Genomic DNA, 22908 nt, shown 5'->3' on the forward strand with positions numbered 1-22908 from the left:
AAGCCTGCAAATCATATGATTGCGGGCTTTTGTTTTTATATCAATATTCAAAATATCCACCGAATCGCATAAAAACAGTGCGTAATGAGGTGAGTAAATTTTGAGATATTTAAACTCACCGAATTAGTCATATCTTTTTAACTATCAAGATGTTCAATATTCAAACATCTTGATTATGATCAGCTGCAAGCTTAGTTTTGTTTCACTTTTTAATGTTATTTAACATGAAAACTAATTTCAGCTTACTCTTCTATTTGAAGAAACCAAAAAACTACACAGACGGCCCCGTGCCGATCTATCTTCGTATTACCGTTGCCGGTAAACGGTCCGAAACTACCACAGCACGAAGTTGCGATCCTTTGCAATGGAATAGCAAGGCGGGACGGTTAAAAGGAACCAAGGAAGCTTCCAGAACCTTTAACGCTTACCTTGACCAGTTACAAGCTATGGTGTATGACGCGCATCAAAGCCTTACGGAGCAAAAAGCAGCCATTACAGCTGCGCGCCTGAAAAGTAAACTCACCGGTAAAGCGGAATCCGTTAGGATGATCCTTGATATATTTAAGGATCACAATAGGCAGGTGGCAGCTTTGATCGGTGCCGATTTTGCAAAAGGGACATTAGAGCGTTATCAAACCTCTTTAAAGCATACTTCCGAATTTATCAAATGGAAGTATAACGCCGCCGATATCGACATCCGGGACATTGATCATGATTTTATAGTAAGCTATGATTTCTACCTTCGCTCCGTAAGAAGATGCGGGAATAATTCAGCTGTTAAATACCTTAAAAACTTTAAAAAAATCGTTCGTATCTGTATTGCAAGCGGTTGGTTAAACAGCGATCCTTTTGTGAATTACAAAGCGAAAGTAAAAGTAGTAGACAGAGTGTTTTTGAATGATGAAGAGTTGCAGCGGATGGCCGTTAAACAATTCGTAACCGAACGTTTAGGACAGATCAGGGACATTTTTCTTTTCAGCTGCTATACTGGACTATCTTACGCTGACGTATATAAGCTTAAAGCGTTTGAGGTCGTCCCAGGTCCTGACGGTGAGAAATGGATCAATACGAAACGGCAGAAAACAGCTACACCCACGCGTATTCCCCTTTTACCATCGGCAATTGCTATCCTGAATAAATATAGGGATTCTCCGATTTGCGAAAATTCAGGGAAAGCACTTCCTGTATCCACCAACCAAAAGATGAACGCTTACTTAAAAGAAATCGCCGACATCTGTGCCATTACTAAAAAGTTAACCTTCCATATTGCACGGCACACCTTTGCAACAACAGTGACACTTTCCAATGGCGTACCTATCGAAAGCGTAAGTAAAATGCTGGGGCATACTAATATCAAAACGACCCAGCATTATGCAAAGATTCTATACCTTAAAGTCGGCCAGGATATGTCAAAACTAAGGCAGCTTTATTAAAAGCCACCTACTCAGTAACCGTGAAGTCTCAAGCGGCCTCATGGTTATTCACTACATTCTAACTAACACAAAAGGAAAAAACAAGTTCAATCTTGTTCGCTAGGCCGATAGCATCTCACAGAATTAAGCACTTAACGAAAATGAGCCATCAAAACAAGGATATAAATGATACACTGGAGGAAGTTACCGACAGGTCAACCGAACACAGCAAAACGTATAATGACCGAATAGCCAACACGGAGAAGAACATTAAGAACTATCCAAAAGTTTATTTGCCGGATCATGCTTCACAACTTGAACAGATCGACGTGAAACTGGATAAGCTGGTTAACAGTCAACCGGATAACAAATTAGAGCTTGCCATAGACCGTTTGGAGAACAAACTTGATAAAGCGCTTAAATCCGCTCCGAGACAAATAACACTGAAAATGCTACTTGTTTATTTCAGCTTGGTTATCACAGCGGCAATTTCTTTCGGATTTGCATTGGCTTTAAAAATACAGATCAATGCGTTGGCAGGGTTACTAAAAGAACAACCAGGCAACATAAGTAAACCAACGCCTGTCCAATCTCAATCCAATAATATGAGGTTTCCCCATGGGGCAATTCAGCACAAAAAAGCGCGTCAGCATCACGCTATTGTTAAACAATAATTTGTAAAATCATGTATAAAACACTAAATTTGAAGGACTTCGTCAGTCAGGATACATTTAATATTGTTTACGACGAACAACAAAAAGCAACCGCTGTTCTTATTCCTGTGAGCCAATGGCACCCAGCAAAGGCAGCAGAACTACAAATTCTAATGGAGCAACTAACGTACATACCAGTTTTTGAATGTTCTTTAAAAGAACTGGAAGAACGGTTGCGTCCTGAAATCCAAAACGTAGAAGCCGAAAACACTCATTTGGGTCTTTATAACCTTTACGAATCTACTGGTAGTCAAGAGCATAACAATCACGTTATACGTGAATATGCCGATCATCGCGAGTTGGTTAAAGTAAATACCACCACAGGTGACAGCCAGATAGTCAGCAGTAGATTTTAATGGAACAGCCGGAACTTTTTGTTTTCGCCGGGCCGAACGGAGCGGGTAAAAGCACGCTGTCATCCTATATGGTGCCACCTGGTACCCCTATATTTGATGGCGATAAAGAATTTGTGCTGCTTAAAAGGCAATTTCCAGGTTTAGAAAGTGGCAATCTATATGACGCAGTTAACGGTCATGTATTTTCCGACTGGAAAGAAACCATGCAAGCCAAAAATGCAACCTGTGCTTTCGAAACTAACTTTCGAACAGAAGATGTCATGAAATCAGTCAATGAATTTAAGCTTAAGGGCTACAGTACCAGATTATTTTTCTTTGGCCTGGATGAAATTGCTATGTCTTTTGAGCGTGTACGTTTAAGAGTAGCGAAAGGAGGGCATGATGTATCGGCAGATAATATCAAAGCCAATTATGAGCAGTCTTTAGTTAACATGCAAAAATATTACCGTGCTTTTGACCAGGTTATCTTGATGAAAGCCGCATTTAAGGAAAAGGGACAAAATATTTCAGTATATCTGAAATATGCGGACGACAAACTTGTCGAACAGGCTCTTAATTTACCGCAATGGGTTGACCGCATCGCTCAAGAAATGGGAACATCCATGGAGAAAACGCAAGAGCAACAACGTATAATAAAACCCGAACAGGATCAGAATTTTGGGCGTTCATTGGGTAGCGGTGGCATGAAGCGGTAATTTGCGAGGCTAATTGGGAAACCGGAATATGCACTATGTACCCCATATTCATCTGCGCACACCCAGTCATATCACCGCTTAAACAACCGGAGCTGTTAGCAGGAAAACTGTCAAGGGCCGGCGATAGCCGGTTTATATACCCTTGACGGTTTTCCTGCGTGAGCTAATTTTGTGACTGCGGTGCTGTGACTAACCGATAACCCGCGGGTGGGTAAGGCAGGTGTGTATGAGGCACGAATACACTCCTGCACGTGCGGCGGCGAGGCTGGCGGCGGAATGAAACCCGGAGCGAAGCGCGTGGTGAAATGAAACCGCCTGCCGCAACCGCAAGGCCGCTTTCCTCTATCAAAAAATATTTATAGCATCAGCATCGTTGTTCAACGCGACACCTGTTGGCCCTGGTATTTTTTCTTTCGTCTTTTCTTTGCCTCGGCTTCGCTTTCTGGGACAATATTAGCACCTCCTGTATACATCGGTTCCAGCATCACTTCCAAAAAGCTTGACGCCGTCTTACCTGCTGCGGACAGCATCCCGGCCGTTGTCGTAAACAGGGCATCCGCAACTCCCCGGGCAAGTTCATTAGCCACCGACCTGCTTTCATAATTCTGTGAAGCGCCTTCAGCTAACATGCCCAGCTGCTCCCGCTGTGATAGCTCGCCGTTCTTCTGCACATTGGCATATGCCATTGTATCTTTAAGCTGCCTGTCAAATCCAAACAAGCTGTCAAAAAGAGATTCCCCACTTTGTTTGAATACTACCCGGTCAAACTGGCCCATCTTTTTAGAATGCGCTGCATTTTTACCTCTTGAGGTATTCATCGGGCTTAGCTTGATCTTATTGGTTATATCCTTACGGCTCACAATAATCTGCACATGCATCTGCTCACCCTCTTTACGTTCGCCCCGCTGTTTCATGCCTTGTTTTACTTCCGGGTCATTATAGCTGTAATAACGGTAGTTTTCCAGCTTAGCGAACCATAACAGATCTGCACCACCGTTCACACCATCCCGGTTAAAGTTTTTTGCGTAGGCATCCATCACCCTGACCGCAAAGCCTTTCATCTGTTCTTTAGCACTCTCTTCCCCATATTGCTCTTTTAAAAACCTGACCTCTTTCTGGCTCGGGCTGATATTGACCAGGAAAAACTTAGCATCGTCTTTACCCAACTTGGCGACATTACCATCTATACTACGCATGACCTCATAAGGCTCGATCCTGATCTGCTGCCCATTGAACCAGTATTCAGGTTCCTGCTTATGATCAATCCGGTTTTCTTTTTCCAGGTAATTTACAAGCCCCGCGCTGCTGCCTTTGTTCGCCGCTTCTTTGTTGTCTGTTATATTAATAAACATATTGCCCCCTAACCCCCTAAAGGGGAAATTAAATATTTGATTAAAGTAAACTGACCTGTGATCTGGTAACAGCGATCAGCTCATCTTTTTCCCGGCCAGATGTCATCATACCAAAAGCTTCCCTTGATTTGATATAGCCGTCAAGGATGAACAGGAACTGTTTTTTGAGATGTTCCTTACTTTTTTGGTTTTTCGAAATCGTTTCCATCAGCGCATCTATTCCAGTTAACTTTTGCGCCAGGGCATACTGGTTATTTAACAAATCCGTATTCGCCTTGAGAATTTGCGTATTAAAGCGTTCGATGATCTTGGCTTGTGATACAGATACCCTGTCCATTTCTGTTTTTATCGGAATGAGCAGCATATTCTCCTGGCTTTTGATAAAACCGATGTACTGCTGGTGATTCTTCATCAGCGCATTTTTTAACAACTCATCATTCAGGTCCAGGGGGTCTTTCTTGCTTTTATAAAAGTAATCGACCATCTGGATAAACACCTGCCGCTTCGTCCGGCCCAGCTTAAGGGCGATCTTTTCAAACTTCTGATCTACCGTAACCGGGTATCTCACTGATCTCACATTGATATCTTCCATGTTAACCTTTTAGTATTGACGGCATAGCTGTTTATACAGTTATGCCTTTATTCCTATATGCAGGATACCGCCGAGTATCCTGTATTCTTTTATTTCATAGGCGAAAACGCTCTAAAGTATCCCCGGAGGATACGTAAAACCCCCGTAGCGAAGCGTAGGGCAAGCAAAGTAGGGCTCTGCCCAACTTCCGCTTGCTCCCTCCGCTTTCGCGAAGCGACCGCCGCTCTTCTTCCTGATTTGCGAAGCAAATCATTACCGGTGCAGCCATTGGCTGCACCGGATTTATATAGCTGGATATCTGTCTATCCATATATCGGAATAATAAGTTATTCCGATATGCGGTTATCTGTATAGCCCGATATACAGCTATACCGATATAAAGTATCGGGCTACACTTGCCAACCGGCAGGCCAGTAAACCTGGCTGCCAAGTTTGGGATGGTATGACGGCTGATAGCGGATGTAACCATATTCATCGAGTTCCTTGATACACTTGTGATACGTTGCAATAGATGCGACCTTGGAAAACGCCATGAGCGTTTTCCGGGTCACACAGAACGGGCTTACAAAACCATTCCGCTGCCAGCAAACAAACAGGCCTGTGAACAGACTAAGATGGGTTGGCAGCAGCCGGTTATCTTTTTCCATGCGCCTAAGCAGGCTGGCATAGCCAGCCAGTTCTTTAACAATTTCCTTCTGCAACTTCATTTGCCCTCACCATCCAGGATCTTGTTGATGTCTTCCAGTTTGTAGTACATGATACTGCCTACTTTGGTAAAACGCAGTGTTCCATTAATTCGAAGGTTTTGAAGTGTGCCGGGCGAGATGCACAATAGCTTCCGTACTTCAACGCTCTTCAGCCATTTCTTAGATTGCCCCTGTCCCGGCTGCATCAGTTGTTTGATCTCCTTCAATAACTCCCCTTTAAACTCCCTTAAATCCTCCTTAGTGATCAATTCAATTGCTGTCATAGTCAATATATTTTTATCGTGAATAATTCTTGCCCAAATTTGGGCAAGCCCTATTATATTAATTGGGGACTTTAATAGGGTGACCCCAAATGTTTGTTTATTACATCTTGTTTAGTTTCGCACGGTGATACCCTCCTTTCTTTATTAAACCCGTTCAGCGGAAAAATAAAATACCAGCCACTGAATACCATGGTTCAAAAGTGAGGGCTAAAACAACAAAACGAATGACCATTGGAGGCGTTTGGTCACGAATAAAAAGACAAAAGCCTATTTCTTAGGCTTTTGAATAATTTTGAAGAGTTTGTCTTTTTCGGCGATGATCGTGTATTTCGGCGGTGGGTTATCCTTGTCGGCAGGGAAATAATTCTGGGCGGTGCCGATGGCTATGGGTTTATCGCCGTTCAAAAAATTCTTGGCGATCAATTTATACCAGGGGCTTGCTGTTTGGCTGTTCACCAGCTTATTGCCATTCGGCAACTTCAAATCCCTTATTTGGTCAATCAGGTCAATGAACACCGACAGGCCATCCTTGCTAATGACAATCTTTTCGCCAGCTTCATATTTAGCGGCTTCTTTAACCTGGCTCTCCAGTTCTTTGATTTCTGCTTCTAACTGGTCAATCTGTTTATTTTTATCAACGATAACTAATTCCAAAGGCTGTGTTTTGTGCCACTGATCAATACTTTCCAGGTATGCCAGAAACGCTTCCAGTTTGGCGGTAAATTTCAATCCCCGGGCAGACGGCTTAAGCCCTTTGTAGAATTTAATCCTGGTATTTACAATATCATAAACATGATCGAAAAAAGCCTCTTCCTGTCCGGCGTTTCCCTCAAGGTAATGACTTAACTGGTAATTGTAAAACGTAGCGTACTCATCTTTTTTGATCTTATAAATCTTATTGACAAAGAAATTTAAACCGAAAATTCTGTCTGTAAATATCAGCCAGCCGATATCATATTGGTGAGGATTTAACTCAAAGCGGCCGCGAAATTTGAAATAAGTGTCTGAAGTCATAACAATGAAATTTCTTGATAAACGACTTATCATAGCTTTAGTTTAAAGATTCAGACGTTCCCTTCATAAATAAGTGGTTCGAGCACGGCACAAAAAAGGCGTTCCGTATCTCACCCCGGAACGCCATCAACTAAATCCAGATCAACCTAAGTTTTATTGATCTTTTGTTTACCATCTTTCTCAAGGATGGAAGGCCTTAAATCTGCCAAACTTGCTATTGGCTGATTTTTTAATCTCCTCTGCAGATGTTGGCACTAAACGTTCTTTCTAACCACAAATCCCTCCACAACTAACAGGTCAATTCCCGTATTCAAAAAACACAATACCGCATCCATAGGCGAGCAAACTATCGGCTCATCCATACGATTAAAAGAGGTATTGATAACCATGGGGCAGCTTGTGAGTTGGTAAAACGCGTTGATAAGATTGTAGAAGTCGGGATGCTGCCCGCGGTTAACGGTTTGCAACCGGGCCGAGTAGTCGAGGTGGGTTACAGCAGGTATCACCGAACGCTCGTGGTTTATGCGGGCAAAGGCGTTGGTTTCTTCGGTATTTAGTTCAGTATTGATGCGCTTCTCGTTCCGCACCTGCCCCACCAACAGCATGTACGGACTGGCGGTTCCCAAATCGAAATACTCATCGGCATGTTCCTCCATCACCGCAGGCGCAAATGGCCTGAACGATTCCCTAAACTTTATCTTCCTATTCAACACGGACTGCATATCACTATTGCGTGGGTCGGCAATAATGCTGCGGGCACCCAACGCCCGCGGCCCAAACTCCATCCTGCCTTTAATGTAGCCTATTACTTTCCCGGCGGCGATATCGGCAGCAATGGTTGGGTAAAGTACATCATCAGCCAGTTGCTCGTATTGCAGGTTATGGGCGGTTAAGGCTTGCTTTATCTCCGCTTCACCAAATGCCGGGCCAAGCAGGGCATTTTGCATAGCATCATTGTTGGGAATAATTATCCGCTTTTGCTTTAAATGCTCATAATACACCGCCAATGCCGCACCCAAAGCGCCGCCTGCATCGCCAGCAGCGGGCTGTATCCATATATTTTTAAAGCCCGATTGCTTCAGTATCTTGCCATTAACCACGCAATTAAGCGCCACGCCACCGGCAAGGCACAGGTTATCTTCTCCATATTTTTGATGCAGACCGGTAGCCAGTTTCAGCATTACATATTCCGTAGCCTTTTGTATCGATGCCGCTATATCCATGTGGAAGGAGGTAAGCTCGCTCCCGGCCGCACGAACCGGATTTTTGAACAGGCGGTTGAACTTGCTGCCCGTCATGGTCAATCCCGTAGCATAGTTAAAGTATTTCAAATTCAGGCGGAAGGAGCCATCGGGTTTTACATCTATCAGTTCCTGTAATATCAGGTCGGTATAAATAGGCTTACCATAGGGCGCCAGGCCCATCACCTTGTACTCGTCGCAATTCACCTTAAACCCCAAATAATACGTAAATGCAGAATACAACAAGCCAATAGAATGTGGGAAATTGATATGACTGATGGCCTCAATGCTATTCCCATCGCCCTTGCCAACCGACGTCGTGGCCCATTCGCCGACCCCATCAACCGTTAAAATAACGGCCTTATCAAACGGTGAGGCATAAAACGCCGATGCCGCGTGCGACTGGTGGTGCTCGGTAAAAAGCAGGTTGTTATCCTGGTATTTCCAACTTGGGTCGATAAGCTGTAGGCCCTTTATCAGCATGCGCTTAAAGTATAGCTTCTCCTTCAGCCACAAAGGCATCGCCTTTAAAAACGACCTGATGCCCATTGGTGCAAATGCCAAATGTGTTTCCAGCAAACGCTCGAATTTCAAAAAAGGCTTTTCGTAATAAACAATATACTGAACATCTTTTAGGGTCATATTGGCATATTCCAAACAATATTTTATACTATTTTGAGGGAAAGCCGCGTCATTCTTCACACGAGTGAAACGCTCTTCCTGCACCGCCGCCAGTATAACGCCGTCTTTAATAAGGCAGGCGGCACTGTCGTGGTAGTAAGCCGATATCCCCAAAATACACATCGACAAGGGTTAAAATAATGAGTAAATTAACGGTGCCAACGCCGAGCTCTGGGCTATAGCCAAAAAGGTAGCCAGCAGCAGCAGTACAATACACAAGGGCCAAAGCCAGTACCGCTTGCGCTGCTTCAAAAACCTGAAAAATTCTACCAGTACTTCCATATCATTTTAAAATTGGTTTTCCATTCCGCCAGCTTTTTCAACCGTGGTTTCCCAATAGGTATCGTGCCTATTGCGTTTCAGTTTTAATATATCCTTACCAAATAAACGCATGATAAGGCTTAACGGGGTTAGTATCACGAAGTAAAAAATTGTCAGCAAAACATAGGTGTTGATAATGCCCAGCACATGCCCTATTTTATCCCATACTAAACGCAGCGGGTTGAGCCATAGTGGAATTATGATTGCAAACAATATCAGTAGTATCCCAATTCCCGGCAGCACCCAACCGTATTTATGCTTTACCAATACGCGTAATACGGCCAATACCAACAAAGCTATGCCTACTGTGTATCCAAATTTCCGGTTTTGCTTTATGGTTTCGTTTGTTGTCATTTACTTATTGCGCTTTAACGGGGTTTTCACTAATACCCAATAATCTATAATTAGTTGCCATCCGGTCGGCGGCTTGCTTGTTATCCGGCTGGGCTTTAAGGGCTCGCTCATCCATCAAAATTTGCCCCAGTATATTTTCAACCGGAGCCTGTTGTGCCTGCGGCAGATTCGGTACAAAAGCCAGCGCCTTTTGGGGTTCACCGGCTTTAATATACAGTTTAATAATACTTTGGGGTATCTGGTCGCCGGGACTTAGGTTATATAGCTTTTTATAGTAAAAAATTGCCTTATCGTAATTATTTAATATCGCGTTCAAATTAGCCGCGTAGCCGCAGAACTGCTCGTTCTGGGGGTATTCCAACGATGAAGCCTCAAGAACCCTTAATGCACCTTGCTTGTTGTCAGTTTGCTTGTCGTGCTCAAATATCATGTTCATCGCGTCGCGCCATTGCATTTGGCCCATTGCTACCTTTTCGGCCAGTGTATTTTCCAGATCCGGGGTGCCTGATACAGCGGACATAGGCTGATTGAACGGCCAGCCGGTTTTTAATGACGCTATCTGGTACTGCCCGTTCAACGAGTCGAGGCGGGTTATAGGCATATCCTTCCGCAGTTCATCAAAGGTCATTACCTTTTGCGGCGTAGCTGTTATCAGGTGTTGTTGCTGAAAGGCCTGGTAAAATGCCTCCGACATAATCGCATACCCATACAGGTTGGGGTGTACATGCTCCAAAATAGTTTCGCTGCCGATAATGCCATGCGGCGAATATTGCTCGAACAGCTTTTTTGTATCAACCAAATAGACTTCAGGATATTCAGTGGCTATTTTTTTAATAATGGTGTTTATAGCCTCCGGTGCACGGAAACGTAGCTCATCCAGTTCTTTCGCCTTATCAAAATCCTGCTTGGCAAGGACAAAGTTGCCCTGTGCGTAAGCCTGCTGCCCCGCTTTATAAATATAACTTGCCGAACCCGGCCCGCTACCATTGCTTATAAAAGGCGGCAGATCTCTTTCATTGCTTACTACCGTGCTTAAAAATACAGGTATCTTTTCATCATTAAACAGACTGCACAGTCCGGTCATATTTTTATCAAACTGGTCAATACCAGCCTGGTAATCTTTCGATCCATAGGCTATCTCCTGCCGGGCTGCCATGCGTTTCATCAGGGTTTCGCGGTCGTCTACCTTTTTGCCCGAAAACACGCCCGCCACCTTTTTCATGGTATTATTCAGCAACTGCACCAGTTTTAACCCGCGCAGCTTAAGCAGGGTTTCAACCAAAAAGCGGTTGCTCCCCACATAACTGGTCGAGCCTATGCCCAAAGCACCGTAATATTCGTTATGCCCGGTATATATCATTATGGCATCGGGCTGGTATTTGGCAAGCTGACTGCCAAAATCAAGCACTGTGTACGAGTTTACAGCCGTTAAACTCAGGTTGATGATCTCAAAATTCTTATCAGGGTACATCTGCATCAGCCGGTATTGCAGCCAGCGATGGAACGAGCCGTTATGGAAATAAGGATACCCGATAGTAGTCGATTCGCCCAAAACAAATATCCTGACGGTATTTGGTGCTTTATCAACAGTAAAAAGCTCGTTATTGCCTTTAGTAGCATTTAAAGTATCCGAAAAAAACTTGTCCGATGCATAATAATTCAACTGCATAAAGCGGTCGTCTTTCGCGTATTTAACAAACAGGTTGGTATTGTGGCCGTAGTTCCCAAGGCGTAGCGCAAACTCTAATATTACCAAAAGCGCAAACGGGAACAAAATAGCCAGCGCCTTAAATAGCAGTAGTTTTTTACCTTTTGGCGATTTACTTGTATCCTGCCAAAATCCCTTGTTGGCAGATGTTTGAATTTGCTTGCTCACCATTGCTTCGGGTATTGGTATGGTTGCTTTTGTGCTCTACCCATAATAAAATATTTGCTAGTAGATAGAATTGAGGTCGCTTTTTTCATTTGTTCAATTTCTATAGTAGTTAAATGATATTTGACATTATTAGGCGTAAGCAGCAACAAATCAGTTAGTTAATATACTTTTTTTGAGTTGGGTTTTATATTAAATATTTTAGAGCTTCCACTGCAATTGAGTTGGTATCGCCCTTATGCAAAAACATATAACCCTCGGGTATAAGTCAGTTTCCTAAATTAGTGCCACGCATTAAAAATGGTTTGACATCGGACCCCACAACTTCTATACCGCATGCCGCTGTGAAGCCCAGTTGGGTCTTAACTGCAAACGGTGTAATGATGAACCCTACAGCCATTAATGCATACGGGTATTTTTTGATGTTGATATTCATGGTGTAAACAGGTTAAATATTAAAAATTGTACTTATTCTATTTTGATGTTAACTTATTATGTGCTTTTAAATAGTTAATTACTTTTTGCGAAGCATCGGCATATATAGCTATGTGATGGGTACGTACCAGGTAGGGCACTTCCCTTCCTTTTCCGGCAGTTTCAACAGTAATTACGTTTGATGACCGTGCAGGCATGTGGCAATCAATACAATTACTTTTTATTGCCGCACCTAATGACGATGCCATTGGGCAAAAGTTATGGTTGACGGTATTGTGGCAGGTCATACATTTTTGTGAGTATAAAGCCAGGTTGCCCCTATCGTTCTTATGCACATTATGGCAGCTGGCGCAATCCATTTTGCTGTATATAAAGCATTTGCTACTGGCGAGCAACTGAGCCTGGTTACCATGCACATCCAGTTTTGTTGAATCAATGGCTTCGGGAAACAGTGGCATTTCCTTAAAGTGAGCAAGCGTATCGCCCGGCTTAAAAGCAAAAACAGACCTTAAAATGCGGCTTTTATTGCCTGAGTGACAGACTGCACACATATCTACCCGTTGCGCCCTCGATAATGAGAGATAAGTTGCCACGTACTTCGGATTCTTTTCATTAGGGTAGTCTGTTTGGTAGTTAACATGGTTAGCTAATGGGCCGTGGCAGCGTTCGCAATCAATACCTAATATGACCGAGCTTTTATCATAGCTTTCGGTTTGTCTAAGGCTTTGATTCTGCATTGGCAGATCTTTAATGTACGAAGCATGACATTCAAAACAGCGCCTGCCTATCACCCTGCCATAATCAACATAGGTTGAATCAAAACCGGGGCTGTTTGTCCATCCTAAAGCTTTGAAGTATGATAATGGCAACTGAAATGTTTGGTTCCCTTTCCATGATAAATAGCTTTCGGCTTTTACACTACCGAAGGTAATATCAAAGCGTTGGGCAGCGATCTCTTTTCCTTTAACATACGCAACCTGGTATAACCCATCCTTGCGTTTTTCCATCACAACTTTTTCGTCTTTACTAAAATAGTATTCGTTTTTACCATGATCAAAACTGCCGCCTATGCTATGAATATCGGCAAGTCGCGTGGTCGAAAAATGGGCGGTTTGCAGGTAATTGTCATAAACATCCCTATGGCATTTTATACAAGTTGATGAACCGGCAAAAATATCTCCGCGGGGGTCAGGCTTATCTCTGTTGATGGTAAGGCATTGCGAAAAAATGGCCACCAACGGGATGATAAATACCAGTGTTAAAAATAATTTTCTACTATTCTTCATCCAAGTTTTACAAATATCAATTTATGATCGGTTATATAGCCTCATTGGTATATAGGCTATTATTGAACAATAAGCGTGTAACAGAATGTAGCAAACTGATTGTATTGGCAGCCATACCTCTCAAAAATGGAAGTCTTAAATCTACCAAACTCGCTGTTGGCATGTTCCCGAATCTCTCCCCACCCACAATCGCGGCAAGCACTATAGCCCATTCGCTAACAATTAATGTTCTTCCAAGAATGCAGCAACGTTCCATTATATTATTTGCTGTTTACTTTACTAAATATATTTTCTTATCAACACCTATTCCAATCAGTTTTAATGACTTCCATTGAGCAGGCAATTTCGATTTTACTTGGATAATACCGTTGGAAGTAATCTCAAGCCCTCCAAATCCATTGAGCATCGCCTGTATCAGTCCACCGGCTCCAGTGGCAAAATATGGATTGGTTCCTCCAGCTGATTCAGCAAGCACGCCAAATGGCGGCAGCTCATTAGGTTTGTATCCGTTTTTAAATACCTGGAATGCTTTTTCTCCATCGCCAAGCCTCGAATATAAAATTGAAAAGATGGCATGCGTCATCGCAGGTCCATTACCCACCCTGGTTTCATAATACTCAAGGTCTTTTTTGATAGCTTCAGGGTCGGTCACTTCGTGGAGTGGATAAGCCAGCAGGTTGACATCAACCTGTTTGATATTTTGGCCATTATAGCTATCATACTCTCTGGTTACTCCATTTTCGAATTTCGGGATAGGAATATTGTTGGCGACGGCCATCCAGTCCGGATCGGGGGTAACACCAATTATTTTTGCAGCTTCGGTGGCGTATTTTAAATTTGTCTTGGCGGCGGCATTGGTAAACGCGTTGTTGTTTACATTTTCCGCCCACTCGTCGGCAGCGACCACATTCTTGATTTCATAATTTCCCGGCCTGTTTCTTTCAACACGGCTTGCCCAAAAATCCGCTGTTGCCGATAGTATGGGCCAACCTTTTTCTTTCAGCCAGTTTTTGTCCTTTGTTACACAATAATAATTCCAGGCAGCTATGGCAACATCTGCGGTTATATGGTGTTCGAACGGGCCGGTGAGCGCCCATACCGGTGTTTCTTCAACACCGCTTGCTGCACTTTCCCAGGGATACATAGCACCTTTATAGCCTTTGTCAAACGCGTTTCGCTTAGCGGCTTCCAGTCTTTGATACCTGTATTCCAAAAGTGATTTACCCAATTCAGGATGCAGCAACAGTAATCCGGGGTACATCCATAATTCGGTGTCCCAGAACACATGGCCATTATACCCGAGACCACTTAGCCCCATAGGAGATGGAGAAGAGGAGGAACCTTCACGTGTAAAAGCATACAAATGATATAACATAGCGTGAACATCCTGCTGAGATTGCGGATCCCCTTCAATCTGGATATCGCTTTTCCATAATTCATCCCATGCCTGGTTATGGAGTTTCAACAAGCGCTCTCTTCCTTCCAGTTTTGCAAAGATGGTCAGACGCTCGGCTTCGTTCAAGGGGTCGTCGTGCTGCGCTGATGTAAGTGTGGAGCCTACCAGTGCGAATGTATAAGTTTCCCCGGCTTTTATTCTTTTTGAAAACTTCAGTATGTTCTCGTTACTGTCAAATTCTTCATTAACCAGCCTGGGCCCTTCACCATCAGGTTCAGGTAATAAAAAAGTGTTGGAGGCAACCATAGTCAGTTTACCGGTAGGACTCTTACCAGTAGAGGTAAGTAAGCTGATCATAGCGTGCGGACGGTCGTCGATTTGATGGAAATAATTCTGAACATCCTTCATAGCATCCGGTGATGACAATATATTTGCCACATCAATGGTAATATCTTTTTTTGCGGTAACGGAAACGTCCATCATGACCGTATAGGGTAATTGTCTTAGGGCATAATACGTATAAGTAACCGTTGCCTTATCGGTATCATTGAACGTGGTAATGAAGGAACCGTTACGCATGTTGAGCTGTTGCGTCATTCCTGAAACATTTAATGCCCCGTCAATTTGAAAACGCATATTTAACAGGTTAAAGTCTTTCAGGAAATTACTGACCCGGCCTCTGCCGTACAAGTCGTATGCGCCGGCCAGTACCACATCCTGAATTTTAAAGGGCGTATTTGAAGTCACTATGCCTACTGCGCCATTGGCAACGGTTTCCCCATAATAACGACCATTAACGTTATCAGCCTTAAGTATCCAGGGGTCTTGTGCCTGTGCCGTTAGAGAAATGATTATGAAAAAAAATATAAAAAATCCGGACGTAATAATTCTATAAATCATAACAAAATTTTAAAGCGCGTATTTTTAAAGCCTCATTAAGCTGCGTGATCGATAGTTCTTCATAAAAACTACCGGTATTACCCGGTAGTTTTATTTACAAATCGTCTATTAATCACTACTTAGCATATCCAGGGTTCTGAACAAGCTTGGTATTGGCAAGATCAGTGAGCGGGATAGGCAAAAGTTCATTTTTATTTGCTGTAAAACCTTTAAATGCAAGTGTCGACGCTGCATCGCCCCACCTTACAAGGTCAAACCAACGGTGGCCTTCGGTCGCAAGTTCCAAACGGCGCTCGGCTTTAATGTTAGCCATTGTTGCTGCTACTGGTGCTAAGCCAACACGAGCACGCACTGCGTTTAATAAAGCAGCGGCCCTTGCAGCATCACCGCCGCCTTGTAATAAAGCCTCAGCTTCCATCAGGTAAGTATCGGCCAAACGTATTTCAATATAGTTGTTTGGAAAGTTTAGCGTAGAAGTACCTTGTGTTGGAATGTATTTGGTTAACGGAGCATATTTTAAAGTGAAATAACCTGTGTTCTGGTAGCTTGGTGTGTAGGTTGTGCTTCGTGCTGCAGCAAGGCTATCCATATTCAGTATGGTGTAACCATACCTTGGATCTTTAACACCACTGCCGTCATAGGGAGCAGTGAATGCGCTTACCAATAGTTTGGTAACGGGATTAAAACCCCAGCCACCTGCATACACTGCGTCGGCATAATCCCTCGGGCCGATCATTTGTGTGTAAATGTCGCCTTTGAATGTATTCCAGTTATTCCAGGTATAAGCCTGGTTTGGTGAAAAATTCCATTCAAAGATCGATTCACTGTTGAACTTATTATCCGGGTTGAATATCTGGCCAAAATTTGCCTGTAAATGATAGCCATAAATAGCGGTTGTACTACCTGGTGCACCATTTACTTTTGCCAGTTCAGTTGCTGCCTGGGCGTATTTTTTATCGTACAAATAAACTTTACCAAGCAATGCAATTGCAGCACCTTGTGTAACACGGCCCAGTTCACTGCCACTAACAGTTGCCGGCAGGTTAGGGATAGCAGCCTGCAAATCAGCCTCAATTGAAGCGAAAACAGCGTCAGGCGCCGCTTGAGTTAGTGTGTAAATATCAGTAGCAGCCACCGGTTTCGTTATCAACGGAATATTTTTGAATAACCTTAGCAGATCGAAATTGTAGTGCGCACGCAGAAATGTAGCTTCGGCAATGTACCTGTTTTTAGTAGCGTCGCTCAACCCTGCAATAGAAGTAGTTTGCAGTACGTTAAGAATAGTGTTGGCCCTGCTCACACCTAAGAAATTGATTGGCCAGAAACCCTGCTGTGGCCCTGAACCCGAGGTAAACTGGTAATTATTGAACAACTGCCAGTCTGGAACGTCGCCTGAACCACCACCGCCAGCGTAGCAATCATCCGAAGCCGAGTTTAATGGTCCGCGCGGATCGGTATAAGTGCCATCCAAACCACCTGTTTCAGTAACCAGCGGGTCATAAGCCGCTGTCAGGCCAGCAAACGCCTCGTCGGGCGTAGAGTAATAGTTCGCCTGAAGAAACTCCCCCTTGGGGGTTGTTTCCAGGAAAGATTTTTTGCAGGATACTAATGTAAATAACCCCAGCAAAAAAATAGCCATATATTTAAGATCAATTTTTTTCATGATATAATATTTTTAATGGTTCAATAATTATAATGATACATCTAAACCAACGCGAATAATTTTAGCTTTAGGGTACACGCCCTGGTCAACACCACCAGATATTTCAGGATCGTAACCGTTATATTTTGTTATAGTGAACAGGTTATCACCGCCCACGTAAACATGTATACGGCTAACATCCCATTTGCTGGTAAGAGATTTTGGTAATGTATAACCAAGCTGTAATGTTTTTATGCGCAGATAAGCACCGCTTTGCAGGTCGAAGCTTGACGGTGTATGGAAGTTGCCGTTCGGATCGGCGTCTGTCAGCCTTGGATAGCTTGTATTGGTATTACTTGGTGTCCAGGCATTTAGCGCAGCTACCGGGTAGTTAGCAGGTGTTACATCCAGACGACGATATTGTTGAAATATTTTGTTGCCCCAAACACCCTGGCCAAATACGTTAAGGTCAAACTGTTTGTAATTTACCGCAAAATTAAAGCCATAATACCAGGTTGGAATCGGGCTGCCCAGGTTTTGACGATCGCTTGGGCCAATCGGGCCTACGCCTGTGGTGTTAGCATATATCAGGTCCCCTGGTTTAGCATTAGGCTGGAACAGGTTGCCGCTGGCATCTTTATACGCGTTTACCTGAGCCTGTGACTGGAATATGCCCGTTACTTTGTAACCGTAGAAATAGTTGATCGGCTCGCCAACTGAAATACGCTGGATGTTGGATGGGTTAGCTGCTTGCCAGTAGCCCGTATTGATAAATGGAAGCACGTTCAGGTTTGTAACTGTGTTTTTATTGTAGGAGATGTTTCCGTTTAATTTTACAGTAAGGTCACCAAAATTATGGTTGTAGCCTAACTGCAATTCAACGCCTTTGTTAGTTATACCGCCGGCATTTGAATATGGGGCGCTGTTAACACCTACGTATGCCGGAAGTGGTACCTGCATCAACAAATGATCGCTAACTTTTTTATAAAAATCAAGCGTTGCTGTAAGATCATGAAACATAGTAATGTCAATTGCTAAATCAGTTGATTTGTCCCGCTCCCACTGCAAATTCGGATTAGCCAATGTTTGCGGGCCGTAACCGGTAACTAATGTCTGGCTGCCTGCGGGGCCAAAAATATAGCTACCGATACCGCTTACTACTGGGGAGTATTGGAAAGGGGCTAACGCCAGCTCATTACCTAACACACCATAAGAAGCACGAACTTTCAAATAATCAATAAAGGTATTTTTAGGGAACCAGTCTTCTTTTGTGACAACCCACCCTGCCGACACAGAAGGGAAAGTACCATAGACGTTATCGGGGCCGAATTTTGAAGAACCATCACGGCGAATACTACCCTGGATCAGGTATTTCTGATCATAATCATAGGTAACACGACCGAAATATGAAGAATGCGTAATTGGTTGGCTATCGCCGCCAGAACCAAATCGTTGTGACTGGGGCAAGTTAAAATTGAATGAAGCCTGTTGATAAGTAGAAATAGGCTCGCCATAGTTGGTAGCGCCCACCTGGGTACCGCTTTCCTGTTCAGCGCTTGTACCAACCAAAACGGTAAAGTTATGTTTACCTACTAAACGGGTATAGGTTGCTGTATTGTCCCAGTTCCATTCGAGGTTCTGGTTCGATGTGCGCGACTGGATGGTTTGTGCCAGGTTGCTGTTGGTCGAGTTTAAATAATAAAGCGGTGTGAACGCCTCTACGCCATAAAACGCTTGCTTGGCAGCAATTTCTGTTTTAATTGACAAACCTTTTATCGGGTCAATTTCGAAATATGCATCGCCGAATAAGTTATGCGACCAGCCGTAATCACCTTTCACTGTTTGAACATCTGCCAATGGGTTAAGCTGGGCCACATAGTTTGATATACCGTAAGGCAGGCCTTGCGCATTTCTTTCAAGGTAGGCTGCGTTGTTGTTATATAGTGCAGCGTTAGGCTGTGAATTTATATCAGTAACAACTGCAGGGGTGATCGGGTCGAGGTTGATCGCCTCGATCAGCGGGCCGCCGCCCCAGTAGTTTGTATTAAAGAATGTTGTGGTCCTTGTATAGTTGTAGTTAAAGTTTTCACCAAACTTAATATACTTTTTAGGTTGGAAACTGGTGTTTACCCTGAAGTTCACCCTTTTGTAATCAGAATAGTCTGGCATAACTATACCTTTCTGGTCAAGATAAGCTACTGAGGTAAAATAACTTGATTTATCGGTACCGCCGCTTACTGACAAGTTTTGACTCATGATAGGTGCTGTGCCGAATATTTCATTCTCCCAGTTTGTACCTGTACCATATTGCGAGGGGTTTGCAAATGGTGCAGTACCGCCATCATTAGTAACAGCTTGGTTTCTTAGTTGGGCATACTGGGTAGCATTAGCTAATTTGAGCTTATTAGCAACTGTTTGCGAACCGTAATAAAAATTATAGTTAAGCTTTGGTTCACCTGCTTTACCTTTTTTTGTGGTGATCAATATAACGCCATTTGCTGAGCGCGAACCGTAAATACCCGCCGAAGCATCTTTTAATACCTGGATCGATTCAATATCATTGGGATTAATAGAGTCATAACCGCCATTATCCCATATCTGTCCGTCAACTACGTATAAAGGATTGCTATTGGTTAATGAGTTAACACCTCTTATGACAATGCTTGGAGCAGAACCAGGGGCACCTGAACTTTGCGTAACCACAACGCCCGCTGCACGGCCTCCCAGCGCATCGTCAACGCGGGTGACCTGTTGGCCTTTTAGATCATCTGAGCTAACACTCGAAATGGCGCCGGTTAGAGTAGCTTTCTTTTGCGTGCCGTATCCTATAACAACGACCTCATTTAATCCGCTGTTGAGCGCGGTCATCCTGATTACAATATTTGTTTGAGAGCCAATTTTAATCTCCTGGGTTTGAAAGCCTATGAAAGACACGACCAATACGTCTCCGGATTGGGTATTAATCGAAAATCCTCCGTCGTTATTGGTAATGACGCCTTTCGATGTACCTTTTATAGTAACTGATGCACCGGGCAATGGCGCACCCTTGTCGTCGGTTATAGTCCCCTTTATCTGGATAGGCGGCACGGCCGATACAGACACAACCATTGGTTTTGCTTTAATAACTACGGTATTGTGGTCAATTGCGTACGTTACCGGCTGGTTTCTAAAACACTTTTCAAGCACCTCATTAAATGGCATGTTATTAACTGACAAACTAACCGGCATGGTTTTGTCCATCATTCCTGAATTGTACAAAAAATTATACCCGGTTTGCTGCCTTAATACTTTAAAAACCTTTTTCAACGAGGTTTCTTTTACAGATAAGGTAACATTTTGAGCTTTGGTAGTGGCACTCACTTGTAGAATGCCCGATATCAATAAAACTACAACGAGCTTCATAATGAGCAATAATTTATTTTTCACACGCGGTGCATTACCGCATATGAATGCAGTGTAAAGTTTATACATTTGTTAAAAGGATTAAATTACAATTGGTTGTTGATAGCAATTAGTGTATTTACCCTATACTGCCTGGCAGTATTAAGTCAGGGGCGCGACAACGCTCCTGGCTTTTTTGGGCTTGGGTTGATGGTTTAAGGCATTACTGTAATCTTCCTCCCTTCAATCTTAAAGTGAATTGTTCCGGTTATTTCCAATGTTTTCAATAATTCGGTGATATCTGAAAAACGAGAAACAGTTCCACCAAAATTCATTTCCCTTGTTGTACCGGTATAGCTTACGTCAACATCATACCAGCGCGCAACTTTTTTCATAATGCTCTGGATATTTTCATTATCAAACATAAAATGCCCGTTTTTCCAGGCTACTGCTTCATCTGTATTGGCTTCTGATACTTTATAGTTCGTCCATCCAGTGCCCAACACAGCTTTTTGTCCAGGCATTAACAAGGCTTCCGCGCCATTATTTTTTAATTTCACTGACCCTTCAAGCAAGGTAGTCACGAGGCTATTTTCATCATCATAGGCCGTTACATTAAAATGGGTTCCCAAAACCTCTATGCTGGTTCCTTTTACCGCTACCGAAAAAGGCATGTTCTTATTTTTTGCGACTTCGAAATAAGCTTCTCCCGTTAATTCAACATGCCGCTCTTTACCCGAAAACATAACAGGATATTTAAGTGAAGAAGCCGCGTTTAGCCATACCCTTGTACCATCAGATAGCACAACTTCATATTGACCTCCCTTTGGCGTGGTTGCGGTATTATATAATAATGGGCTTGGGGATGAACTATTATTTACACTATAAACCAGTTGTCCATTTTTCAATTTATTAATTGTTGCCGATCCTTGCTGCGTTAATTTGCCCTTAGCAGAATTATCCAGGTTGATTTTACTCCCGTTAGAAAGTGTCAAAATAGCCTTGTTACTGCCCGGCAGGATAGGGTTTTGGTTATGTTCCCGATTGTTTTTTACCAGGTTTTCACCGGTCTTTTTGTTAGTCAATAATAGGAGGCTTACAGAAATGGCCAGAATCAACACGGCTGCTGCCGCCAAATATCTGATTGCGATAAGTTTTTTAACCGGCGCAACGCTGATGTTTTTCTGTAATCTGTTATAAATAACTAATCTTACCTGTTCCTTATCACCCATATCAGCATTCCATGGGCCTTCAGTAAGCTCAAAGCTGTCCTTATACTCCTCCAGTAATTGCTCTTCGACAGGGGTACAATCACCGGACTTGCATTTCTCGTACAACGAAATGTATTCTTGAGTAGTCATGAAATTATAATTGGTTGTTATTGTGATAGAGCAATTTTTTAGTGGTAACACACATAAATAAAAAATTATTTTTTTGAGGATAAAAAAAATCAGTTTCTATATGCTCACTTTGTCGCACTTTTACAGTAAAAAATGCATTTAAAAATGTATCTATGTACTAACCAATTATAAATGATTAAACCGGTACTTTCAGATAATGAACTCTGGCAGGCAATAAAGCTGGATGACAAAAAAGCTTTTGATATGCTTTTTGAAAGGTATTGGTCTGCCATGTACACCAGTGCATATAATTATTTACGGGATTCAGAATTAAGTGCCGAAATCGTACACGATGTTTTTTTAAACATCTGGCAAAAAAGAAAAGACTTTCAAATCATTTCCTTAAAGAATTATCTTACAAGTTCTACAAGATACCATGTTTATAAATGTTTAAAGGAGCGCAAAGCATCATCCATTGTATATGTTGAAAACTACAATGATGAGATTTGTGTACAGCAAGAAAATGAGGGTGAAGGAAAATTAAACGCTATTTATCTGGAAAACTCAATTCAGGATTATTTACTCCAGCTTCCGAAACGGTGTCGCGAGATTTTTATTCTGAGCAGGATGCAGCATATGACAAACGATGAAATCGCCGCTCATTTTAATATATCAAGGCGCACAGTTGAGAATCAAATAACCGCTGCGCTGAAATTTTTACGCTCACACTTTAAAGAAATAGCGATTCTGTGCGTGATTAACATTTTGAAGTAGAATTAAACTTATAAAGGATGTTTTTGTATTTGAAATAAGATTCCTTTTGCTATTTTTACATTACAAGATTTGCAATTAATCTGTATTAAAAAAGTGGTGAGTATTTCGGTGAGTAAGAAATAAAACCCACATAACACATTGAATATCAATTCGGTTTGAGATGCGTACAAATCCCTCCCT

The 22908-nt window shown here is 42.8% G+C and carries 20 protein-coding genes; 5 read left to right on the forward strand and 15 right to left on the reverse strand.

Annotated elements, in window-relative coordinates; translation table 11 throughout:
* Positions 1-224 precede the first annotated feature (224 nt).
* The 4 genes from AC1RM2_RS29740 to AC1RM2_RS29755 all read left to right on the forward strand — a co-directional run bounded on the left by AC1RM2_RS29740 (position 225) and on the right by AC1RM2_RS29755 (position 3176).
* Positions 225-1433 carry a site-specific integrase gene (locus AC1RM2_RS29740; protein ID WP_492988775.1) on the forward strand — a complete coding sequence of 403 codons (1209 nt, stop codon included), beginning with the start codon at positions 225-227 and terminating at the stop codon, positions 1431-1433.
* Positions 1434-1573: 140 nt separating this feature from the next.
* Positions 1574-2086 (forward strand): hypothetical protein, encoded by a 513-nt coding sequence (locus AC1RM2_RS29745; protein WP_492988776.1) that lies wholly within the window; start codon positions 1574-1576, stop codon positions 2084-2086.
* Between the two features lie 11 nt (positions 2087-2097).
* Entirely contained in the window at positions 2098-2481 is a 384-nt protein-coding gene (locus AC1RM2_RS29750; protein ID WP_492988777.1) for a hypothetical protein, read from the forward strand.
* Positions 2481-3176, forward strand: a complete 696-nt coding sequence (locus AC1RM2_RS29755) for a zeta toxin family protein (RefSeq protein WP_492988778.1) — start codon at positions 2481-2483, stop codon at positions 3174-3176. Before AC1RM2_RS29750 ends, AC1RM2_RS29755 begins: the two co-directional genes overlap by 1 nt.
* Positions 3177-3553: 377 nt before the next feature.
* On the opposite strand, the gene AC1RM2_RS29760 is transcribed toward AC1RM2_RS29755, so the two are convergent.
* From AC1RM2_RS29760 to AC1RM2_RS29830, 15 genes are all read right to left on the reverse strand, one after another.
* Positions 3554-4528 carry a DUF5712 family protein gene (locus tag AC1RM2_RS29760; protein ID WP_492988779.1) on the reverse strand — a complete coding sequence of 325 codons (975 nt, stop codon included), beginning with the start codon at positions 4526-4528 and terminating at the stop codon, positions 3554-3556.
* A gap of 40 nt (positions 4529-4568) precedes the next feature.
* Entirely contained in the window at positions 4569-5120 is a 552-nt protein-coding gene (locus AC1RM2_RS29765; protein WP_492988780.1) for a BfmA/BtgA family mobilization protein, read from the reverse strand.
* 389 nt (positions 5121-5509) lie between these two features.
* On the reverse strand, positions 5510-5827 hold the full coding sequence (locus AC1RM2_RS29770) for a hypothetical protein (protein WP_492988781.1): 318 nt from the start codon (positions 5825-5827) through the stop codon (positions 5510-5512).
* The gene (locus AC1RM2_RS29775) at positions 5824-6090 is read right to left on the reverse strand and encodes a helix-turn-helix domain-containing protein (protein ID WP_492988782.1); all 267 of its coding nucleotides are present in this window, start codon (positions 6088-6090) and stop codon (positions 5824-5826) included. The genes AC1RM2_RS29770 and AC1RM2_RS29775 overlap by 4 nt, the downstream gene beginning before the upstream one ends.
* A 267-nt stretch (positions 6091-6357) precedes the next feature.
* Positions 6358-7104 carry a hypothetical protein gene (locus AC1RM2_RS29780; RefSeq protein WP_492988783.1) on the reverse strand — a complete coding sequence of 249 codons (747 nt, stop codon included), beginning with the start codon at positions 7102-7104 and terminating at the stop codon, positions 6358-6360.
* A gap of 254 nt (positions 7105-7358) precedes the next feature.
* A complete protein-coding gene (locus AC1RM2_RS29785; protein WP_492988784.1) occupies positions 7359-9149 on the reverse strand; it encodes a carbamoyltransferase family protein in 1791 nt (596 codons plus the stop codon).
* Between the two features lie 9 nt (positions 9150-9158).
* On the reverse strand, positions 9159-9308 hold the full coding sequence (locus AC1RM2_RS29790) for a DUF5989 family protein (RefSeq protein ID WP_492988785.1): 150 nt from the start codon (positions 9306-9308) through the stop codon (positions 9159-9161).
* A 6-nt stretch (positions 9309-9314) separates the two neighbouring features.
* Positions 9315-9701 (reverse strand): SxtJ family membrane protein, encoded by a 387-nt coding sequence (locus tag AC1RM2_RS29795; protein ID WP_492988786.1) that lies wholly within the window; start codon positions 9699-9701, stop codon positions 9315-9317.
* 4 nt (positions 9702-9705) lie between these two features.
* Positions 9706-11580 (reverse strand): SGNH/GDSL hydrolase family protein, encoded by a 1875-nt coding sequence (locus AC1RM2_RS29800; RefSeq protein ID WP_492988787.1) that lies wholly within the window; start codon positions 11578-11580, stop codon positions 9706-9708.
* A 262-nt stretch (positions 11581-11842) separates the two neighbouring features.
* Positions 11843-12010 (reverse strand): hypothetical protein, encoded by a 168-nt coding sequence (locus AC1RM2_RS29805; RefSeq protein ID WP_492988788.1) that lies wholly within the window; start codon positions 12008-12010, stop codon positions 11843-11845.
* 37 nt (positions 12011-12047) lie between these two features.
* Entirely contained in the window at positions 12048-13295 is a 1248-nt protein-coding gene (locus tag AC1RM2_RS29810) for a cytochrome c3 family protein (RefSeq protein WP_492988789.1), read from the reverse strand.
* A 271-nt stretch (positions 13296-13566) separates the two neighbouring features.
* A complete protein-coding gene (locus tag AC1RM2_RS29815; RefSeq protein ID WP_492988790.1) occupies positions 13567-15591 on the reverse strand; it encodes a kojibiose hydrolase in 2025 nt (674 codons plus the stop codon).
* 115 nt (positions 15592-15706) lie between these two features.
* A complete protein-coding gene (locus AC1RM2_RS29820; protein ID WP_492988791.1) occupies positions 15707-17254 on the reverse strand; it encodes a RagB/SusD family nutrient uptake outer membrane protein in 1548 nt (515 codons plus the stop codon).
* 27 nt (positions 17255-17281) lie between these two features.
* On the reverse strand, positions 17282-20635 hold the full coding sequence (locus AC1RM2_RS29825) for a TonB-dependent receptor (protein WP_492988792.1): 3354 nt from the start codon (positions 20633-20635) through the stop codon (positions 17282-17284).
* A gap of 194 nt (positions 20636-20829) precedes the next feature.
* Positions 20830-22026, reverse strand: a complete 1197-nt coding sequence (locus AC1RM2_RS29830) for a FecR family protein (RefSeq protein ID WP_492988793.1) — start codon at positions 22024-22026, stop codon at positions 20830-20832.
* A gap of 120 nt (positions 22027-22146) precedes the next feature.
* On the opposite strand from AC1RM2_RS29830, the gene AC1RM2_RS29835 reads away from it, so the two are divergent.
* Positions 22147-22728, forward strand: coding sequence for an RNA polymerase sigma factor (locus AC1RM2_RS29835; protein ID WP_492988794.1), 582 nt, complete (start codon positions 22147-22149; stop codon positions 22726-22728).
* Positions 22729-22908 lie beyond the last annotated feature (180 nt).

This window comes from Mucilaginibacter sp. GW822-FHT03E02 (assembly GCF_058801545.1).

What these genes read in the sequence shown, in the direction of transcription:
- AC1RM2_RS29740 (WP_492988775.1), top strand. Translation starts at nt 225, where the DNA reads ATGAAAACTAATTTCAGCTTACTCTTCTATTTGAAGAAACCAAAAAAC.
- AC1RM2_RS29745 (WP_492988776.1), top strand. Translation starts at nt 1,574, where the DNA reads ATGAGCCATCAAAACAAGGATATAAATGATACACTGGAGGAAGTTACC.
- AC1RM2_RS29750 (WP_492988777.1), top strand. Translation starts at nt 2,098, where the DNA reads ATGTATAAAACACTAAATTTGAAGGACTTCGTCAGTCAGGATACATTT.
- AC1RM2_RS29755 (WP_492988778.1), top strand. Translation starts at nt 2,481, where the DNA reads ATGGAACAGCCGGAACTTTTTGTTTTCGCCGGGCCGAACGGAGCGGGT.
- AC1RM2_RS29760 (WP_492988779.1), bottom strand. Translation starts at nt 4,528, where the DNA reads ATGTTTATTAATATAACAGACAACAAAGAAGCGGCGAACAAAGGCAGC.
- AC1RM2_RS29765 (WP_492988780.1), bottom strand. Translation starts at nt 5,120, where the DNA reads ATGGAAGATATCAATGTGAGATCAGTGAGATACCCGGTTACGGTAGAT.
- AC1RM2_RS29770 (WP_492988781.1), bottom strand. Translation starts at nt 5,827, where the DNA reads ATGAAGTTGCAGAAGGAAATTGTTAAAGAACTGGCTGGCTATGCCAGC.
- AC1RM2_RS29775 (WP_492988782.1), bottom strand. Translation starts at nt 6,090, where the DNA reads ATGACAGCAATTGAATTGATCACTAAGGAGGATTTAAGGGAGTTTAAA.
- AC1RM2_RS29780 (WP_492988783.1), bottom strand. Translation starts at nt 7,104, where the DNA reads ATGACTTCAGACACTTATTTCAAATTTCGCGGCCGCTTTGAGTTAAAT.
- AC1RM2_RS29785 (WP_492988784.1), bottom strand. Translation starts at nt 9,149, where the DNA reads ATGTGTATTTTGGGGATATCGGCTTACTACCACGACAGTGCCGCCTGC.
- AC1RM2_RS29790 (WP_492988785.1), bottom strand. Translation starts at nt 9,308, where the DNA reads ATGGAAGTACTGGTAGAATTTTTCAGGTTTTTGAAGCAGCGCAAGCGG.
- AC1RM2_RS29795 (WP_492988786.1), bottom strand. Translation starts at nt 9,701, where the DNA reads ATGACAACAAACGAAACCATAAAGCAAAACCGGAAATTTGGATACACA.
- AC1RM2_RS29800 (WP_492988787.1), bottom strand. Translation starts at nt 11,580, where the DNA reads ATGGTGAGCAAGCAAATTCAAACATCTGCCAACAAGGGATTTTGGCAG.
- AC1RM2_RS29805 (WP_492988788.1), bottom strand. Translation starts at nt 12,010, where the DNA reads ATGAATATCAACATCAAAAAATACCCGTATGCATTAATGGCTGTAGGG.
- AC1RM2_RS29810 (WP_492988789.1), bottom strand. Translation starts at nt 13,295, where the DNA reads ATGAAGAATAGTAGAAAATTATTTTTAACACTGGTATTTATCATCCCG.
- AC1RM2_RS29815 (WP_492988790.1), bottom strand. Translation starts at nt 15,591, where the DNA reads ATGATTTATAGAATTATTACGTCCGGATTTTTTATATTTTTTTTCATA.
- AC1RM2_RS29820 (WP_492988791.1), bottom strand. Translation starts at nt 17,254, where the DNA reads ATGAAAAAAATTGATCTTAAATATATGGCTATTTTTTTGCTGGGGTTA.
- AC1RM2_RS29825 (WP_492988792.1), bottom strand. Translation starts at nt 20,635, where the DNA reads ATGAAGCTCGTTGTAGTTTTATTGATATCGGGCATTCTACAAGTGAGT.
- AC1RM2_RS29835 (WP_492988794.1), top strand. Translation starts at nt 22,147, where the DNA reads ATGATTAAACCGGTACTTTCAGATAATGAACTCTGGCAGGCAATAAAG.